At 32.5% G+C, this 6,000-nt stretch carries 5 protein-coding genes and 1 pseudogene; all 6 read right to left on the reverse strand.

The genetic code is table 11. The features are described 5' to 3' along the window. Nucleotides 1–61: 61 nt before the first annotated feature. Nucleotides 62–1,486 (reverse strand): DUF2252 domain-containing protein, encoded by a 1,425-nt coding sequence (locus F6K54_RS14245; RefSeq protein WP_293078520.1) that lies wholly within the window; start codon nucleotides 1,484–1,486, stop codon nucleotides 62–64. Nucleotides 1,487–1,932: 446 nt separating this feature from the next. Further along, nucleotides 1,933–2,100 (reverse strand): hypothetical protein, encoded by a 168-nt coding sequence (locus F6K54_RS14250; protein ID WP_293078522.1) that lies wholly within the window; start codon nucleotides 2,098–2,100, stop codon nucleotides 1,933–1,935. A gap of 318 nt (nucleotides 2,101–2,418) precedes the next feature. Further along, the gene (locus tag F6K54_RS14255) at nucleotides 2,419–2,541 is read right to left on the reverse strand and encodes a hypothetical protein (RefSeq protein WP_293078524.1); all 123 of its coding nucleotides are present in this window, start codon (nucleotides 2,539–2,541) and stop codon (nucleotides 2,419–2,421) included. Nucleotides 2,542–2,549: 8 nt separating this feature from the next. After that, a complete protein-coding gene (locus F6K54_RS14260) occupies nucleotides 2,550–3,422 on the reverse strand; it encodes an alpha/beta fold hydrolase (RefSeq protein WP_293078525.1) in 873 nt (290 codons plus the stop codon). 1,288 nt (nucleotides 3,423–4,710) lie between these two features. Then, the gene (locus tag F6K54_RS14265) at nucleotides 4,711–5,496 is read right to left on the reverse strand and encodes a hypothetical protein (RefSeq protein ID WP_293078527.1); all 786 of its coding nucleotides are present in this window, start codon (nucleotides 5,494–5,496) and stop codon (nucleotides 4,711–4,713) included. A 316-nt stretch (nucleotides 5,497–5,812) separates the two neighbouring features. Beyond that, nucleotides 5,813–6,000: pseudogene (locus F6K54_RS14270) on the reverse strand (RNA-guided endonuclease TnpB family protein); the annotation flags it as partial.

Raw genomic sequence — 6,000 nt, forward strand, 5'->3', positions numbered from 1 at the left:
ACTATTTATTACGATATCTCTTGAGATTTTTATCTACGTAGTAAGACAATTAATAAAGGTTTTATCGTAAACTAAAAGAAATAGCTGATAACTGATAGCTGATGGCTGACGGCTGAATGCTTACGAAATTATCATAATCAGCTTCAACTTGTTCTGCATATTTAAAGGCTATTTCACGCACTAATTCTCTAAATTCTTTATGCTTACCATCAGTAATTTTTTTTACTTGTTTTTCAAAGGAAGTAGAAACTAATTTTTTATCAAAATCTTTATCTGCTCTAGCATGGTTGGTAGCAAGAATTTTTCCCCATTGTTGAGCAACTTCTATAAAACTGTTTTTATCTATTAAATTTTTAATTTTGAGAGACTTTTTATAGGGAGATATTTCTCTCACAGAATAATCACCAGAAAAATCTCCATCAATAGGATTATTATCTACAAGTTTTATCCATCCTAAAAAATCATCAGCGTGTTTAATCAATGCTTTATAAGCTATAGCGTGGCGTTGAGCATTATTATTAAATATTTTCCGATAATTAATGCGGTCATATAAGCTGAACAATTGATAAATAGGTGTCGGTTGAAACTGATGTTTAATATCTAGGATATGGTCATCATCTAAAGCATCAGTTTTCCCTTCTATTAATACATAATAACGTGATGTTCCTAAGGAACCTAAACCTGCATTTAATCTTTGGGCAACATCTTTAACTTTAAAATATTCTGGGTCATAATTTAGGTTGCCGGAAATGGTTTTACCATAATCTAGCATTCCTGATTCAATAGCCTTTTTAGCATCAGTGGCAAGACCTAATTTTTCACTAGAAAAATCAAACATTCTTTGATTTTCTATGACTTTAGTCCATTTTTCTAACATTCCTTGTCGTGTTTTTTTAGCAGCTTTTTCTATAGTTTTTTTCACTTCTCCTTTAGTATTAGTTTCTGTAAAATATATTTGAGTTTCTTCATCATTTCCTACATAAGAAGCTAAGGTATCTAGATAAGTTTCACTAAAACTATCAATCACCTCTTCTTGTTCAGATTTAGATAGGTTAGAACCATTTGCCACTAAAATAATACTGACTGCTAAACGCCACAAATCATATTGATAATCAGCAATAATTGATTCGTCAAAATCATTCAGATCGAAGATAATTTCTCCTTTATCGTTATTATAAGCACCAAAATTATCAACATGACAATCTCCTAAAATCCAAGTTTTTGTATTAGAATTGCCAAATTTACTGAGTCTACTATCATTAGCAAAATCTTGCCAAAACAAATGATTTGTTGCTCTGTAGAATTTAAATTCTGACTCTTGCATCTGAGCATATTTTTCGTCTTTTAACTGTTGTTTTTCTACAGGATTTGCATTTTCTAAAATTAAATCTGTATTTAATTCAATGGATTGCAATACTTGTTGTTTGCGCCGACTATTATCAATGGGTTGAGCTAAAGTATTAGAAGATAGCAATAACCAATTCATGATAATTAGGATAGTTATTACTATTAAGTTATTCCTAATTTTATTAGTTAATTGATTAATCATTATTAGAGTAATTTGAGTTACATTAATTATATAAGCGGGTTGGCGTTAAAAATTATTGTTATGGCAAGGCAAATAGGGTAACTGTTGAATTGGTAAAGTTATAAAGGGCACAAGGAAACAAATTGTTGACAAACTTTCTTTTCGTCAAGTACTTAAGTTTTTTTTGCAGCTTATTCTTATTATTTTGGGTTTGCGTATGGAAAGTCTTTTTACTGGGGTAGGGAGTAGGCAGTAGGCAGTAGTTAGGACGTAGAATAAATGGGAATAACAGAGTCAGTGGCCAAAACAATAGTAAGAGTGATTTTTCGGCTTTTGCTTCGGTGAAAATCCTCACTTTTTGAACCTATACTTGCTGAAAAGCTCATACTTTTTCCAGACATAAATTACCCGGGACTTACACAACTTTCTGTTTTTGGTTTTTCTGCACTTAAGATAACTGATTCAAGTTTATCTGCTGGTAAGCTTTTGGCTAATTCATCTATTCTAATTTCTGTTTCTTTTTGGGATTTTTGTTTAACTATTACTTTAATGTTTTGATATTTAATCAGCAAGCCTTATTTAGTAATATTCTACGCAGTTTAAAGAAAATATCTTAGAATCGGGACAGAGGAAATAGTGGTAAAGATTTCAGGCTTTATTCTGTCTATTTTTGAGGGTTTTACAAATCTGACAATAATTACTACTTCCCAACTATATTGGAAAACTAAATCGTCATTTTTGCTTCTCCCCAAAACTAGCTAATTCTCTGAAACTGCTTCCTATTTCCTGAAAAATTTTAATTCTCTATTCACATCATTTAAGGGGAATTATAAATTAGTATTATTACTAATTCTTTATCTACCTTCTCTTAAATTTTTATGGGCATAAAATCAATCTCTTCCATGCACTTCTTTCAACTTATAGCGGTTTTCACAAAGGTAGACTACAAAGCTTCTGCCTTCTGCCTTCTGCCTTCTGCCTTTAAGCCAAAATCTCTGTATTCTATGAAACATGAAAACTGCTATAAATCATGATCATTACTCAAAAATTCTCGCATATATTGATTAACCAATTGAGGCTGTTCTTGTTGTACCGAATGACCACAATTAGGAATATAGCGAATCTGAAAATTTTCCACATATTCTTCTGTGCCATAAGTTAATTCTTTTCCTAAAGCGGTATCCTCTTCACCCCAAAGCATTAAAGTAGGAATTCGTAATACTCCCCATTCTTGTTGATTGAAAAATCCAGGAAATATATTACGATAATAATTAATCATTGAAGTTAAAGCACCTCGTTTAGCCACAGCATCCTTGTAAGCTTCTATATCAGCATCAGTAAAAGCAGATTTATTTACCATATTGTTAAAAATAGAACCAATAGCTTGATAATCATTAAATTCAAGCATTAATTCTGGCAAAAAAGGTAACTGGAAGAAAAACATATACCAACTTCTCAAAAGTTGCTCTGGAGTACCTAAACCCTCTTTAAATTTTGCTGGATGAGGAATATTCATTACGATTAATTTTTCTACCATTTCAGGATTTGCATAAGCAAAAGACCAAGCTATTCCCCCTCCCCAATCATGTCCTACTAAAACGCATTTTTCATAACCTAATTCTTTGATTACTCCTTCTATATCTTTAATAAATTCTGACATTACATAAGCAGATTGATTTTCTGGTTTATCACTTTCATTGTAGCCTCTTAAATCTAAGGCAACTACTTTATAATCTTGAGCAAATTCAGGAATTTGATGTCGCCAAGAATACCAAAATTCAGGAAATCCATGTAACATTAACATCAAAGGACCTGAACCTTGAGTCACATAATGAATCTTAATACTATTTGCTGTGATAAAATTGCTAGACCAAGAATTTTCTTTGATTAACATTCATACCTCCGGATTCATTAATGGATAATGGATAATGGATAATTACCTCTGGTTAAAACCGAGATGATTGAGTATCAGAAAATATTATTTCTTCTCTTGATCGATTGGATATGGCTCCGAAACCTCGCCATCCCTCGACCGCTTTTTTTCCCTTTTAAAATTTTATTCTATACAACTTCATTATGAATTTTTTATAGCAGAAGGAAAGACCGAAAAACAGAAAAATATTGCGTTATCTGAAGTTTTAAACTTTTGATATGTCCACATTCTTTCCTTCAACTACGATATTAAGTAGACTGATAATGAAGCTTAGACAGGAAAGTATTTTTTCTACTTTTACCTTCTGAAATTGCTATAAATAGATCCAAAATTTAGTAATATTAATCCAGCGAACTAGGAAAATTTATAAAAATTTTTAGATTAGTACACTAAACACTCAGATAGTTAAAGAAACATTTGCTCCTTTAGCTAAATAAATTAAAGTTTTCTTGCTCTATTTATAGCAATTACCAAAAATAATAATACAAAAAAGAAATTGGCAATTTATGCTTCAAAGGAGAATACTAAATAGGGTTTGCTGATTAAATATCAAAGTATTGACAGGTATAAGTTTTTAGCCTTTTTCAGAACTGAAAAAGTACCTAGTTTTTGGCTATTGTTGTCTCAAAATGGTAAAGTTTTGACCCTGACAATGCCGAAAATTTGACCGTAGCAGATAGTTTAAACTGTTCCCTGTTCCCTGTTTCCTGTTCCCTACCTTTACTAACAGACTTTTTCAGCAAACCCTAAATATAAGAATTTCCTGCGGAATGCTGCGCAAACAGCTATTAGCAGTCAGCTACGGAGGAACTACGTTAACAGCAATTAGTAATGAATAATTACTTCTCAAGTGTAGTCAGGGTACTTTGGCGGTAACTTTTTATTCTTTCTCAAGTTCTAAATTGCTTTTACCGTAAGCATTTCCTGCGGAATGCTGCGCAAACAGCAGTCAGCAATCAGCAATCAGCTATTAATTCACTGCCTTTATAGCAGGAATTAGTATTGAGAAGTTTAAGGATAATTCAAAGTATTGAAAAAACAACTAACCTTGAGCACAACAAGTGTATATTCATTATTTATGAAACAGCTAAAAGCTGAATACTTACCTTTTACCTTTCCCAAAATTATATAGCTTAATAGCTGATAGCTGATAGCTGATGGCTGAATGCTTACTACTAAATTCTATTGCTCCCCTATTTCTGTCATTGTTTACCTTTTTATTCTTTCTTATTTATTGAAATTTATTTAATTATCTTTGGCTTCTTTTCCTGTCAATATAAGGAGGTAAAAATTTGGCTTCCTCCTCATCATAAATAGTATATTGCCAAGGAACATTAATATCGTGAGCCGTACTCTTACCATTGTAAGAAGATCGACGTTGGGGTTGAGCTAATAAAATAATCATTCCGATTAAAATAATGCCACCACCAAGAAGTAAAATAGCTAAGATAATTCCTCCAATAAACCACAATACACCTTTTTCTAAATAATTCGCAGAATTACCCGAAGAGCTTCTGCTATAATTATCCATTCCCTGCTGTAAACTCAAGCCAGAAATCAAACGTTCTTGCTGCTGGACTTGAATCAACAGTCGGTCATTTTCTAGCCTTAATTGGTCTTGTTGTAGTTTAATTTGTTGTGTCTCTGCCCATTGTTGTTCTAACTGAGTTTTCAACTGTCGCATATCAAGTAATTGCTGCTGTAGTTGAGTTTTCAGTTGCTCATAAGCTGAACGTTGTTGTTCTGATTGATTTTTAATTTGTTGTTCCAATTTATAGTCCTTAAAGTCAGGAACTGAAGGGACTGAAATTGGCGGGGGTGGTAATGGTAGTGGCTGAGGAGAGACAGTTACTAAAGGAGAAGGATATACTTTTGGAGAAGGAGAAGATGTTATTGAGGGGGAAGGGGATGCTTTTGGCACTTCCGTCTGATAATCAGGAGACCACTTGCCAAATACAATCCAACCCATGAGCAAGAGGACAATCAATATCCCCGTCAGAATACATCCTCCTATAAACGCTGCAGTCTGATTCATTATTTAATTTCACTTTATGGTTAAACCAGGACTATTTGACAAATCATATAGAGTATTTATTCCCTAATGCCGATTAATATCATAACCAAGCTTATGCAATAAAAATCAAAAATATCACTACTGTTTTACGTTAAGTCAAAATGTTTCAAATATTTAACTTTCTGTTAAGAGTAGGATCTTTTGGGCATACTGCACTACTTTCTAGAAAAATTAATATAGAAATATATGGAGTTTGAAACAATATCCTAGGACGATTAGTATTTTGATGCTACCTTTATCACCAGTTTGATCGGGTATTAGCCTTTCATGTCGGCTCTTAGCCGAAACGTTTCCAAGCTTTATCTAGTCTTTGTAAGTTAATTTGTTGAACTTCCGAATAGATTTCTTTGTAGTCGGGAAATAGCTTTTTTGTCTGTTTAAGTACTGATTGCTGAAAATAATAATCTGGTCTACTAGAAATTTCACCAATAGGACATGAAATTAATGAACAACGGTCAACTTGAC

The organism is Okeania sp. SIO3B5 (assembly GCF_010692555.1).
Classification (GTDB): Bacteria; Cyanobacteriota; Cyanobacteriia; order Cyanobacteriales; family Microcoleaceae; genus Okeania.

Coding starts and splice junctions, on each gene's coding strand:
- F6K54_RS14255 (WP_293078524.1), bottom strand. CDS start 2,541: ATGTTTCATAGAATACAGAGATTTTGGCTTAAAGGCAGAAGGCAGAAG.
- F6K54_RS14265 (WP_293078527.1), bottom strand. CDS start 5,496: ATGAATCAGACTGCAGCGTTTATAGGAGGATGTATTCTGACGGGGATA.
- F6K54_RS14245 (WP_293078520.1), bottom strand. CDS start 1,486: ATGAATTGGTTATTGCTATCTTCTAATACTTTAGCTCAACCCATTGAT.
- F6K54_RS14260 (WP_293078525.1), bottom strand. CDS start 3,422: ATGTTAATCAAAGAAAATTCTTGGTCTAGCAATTTTATCACAGCAAAT.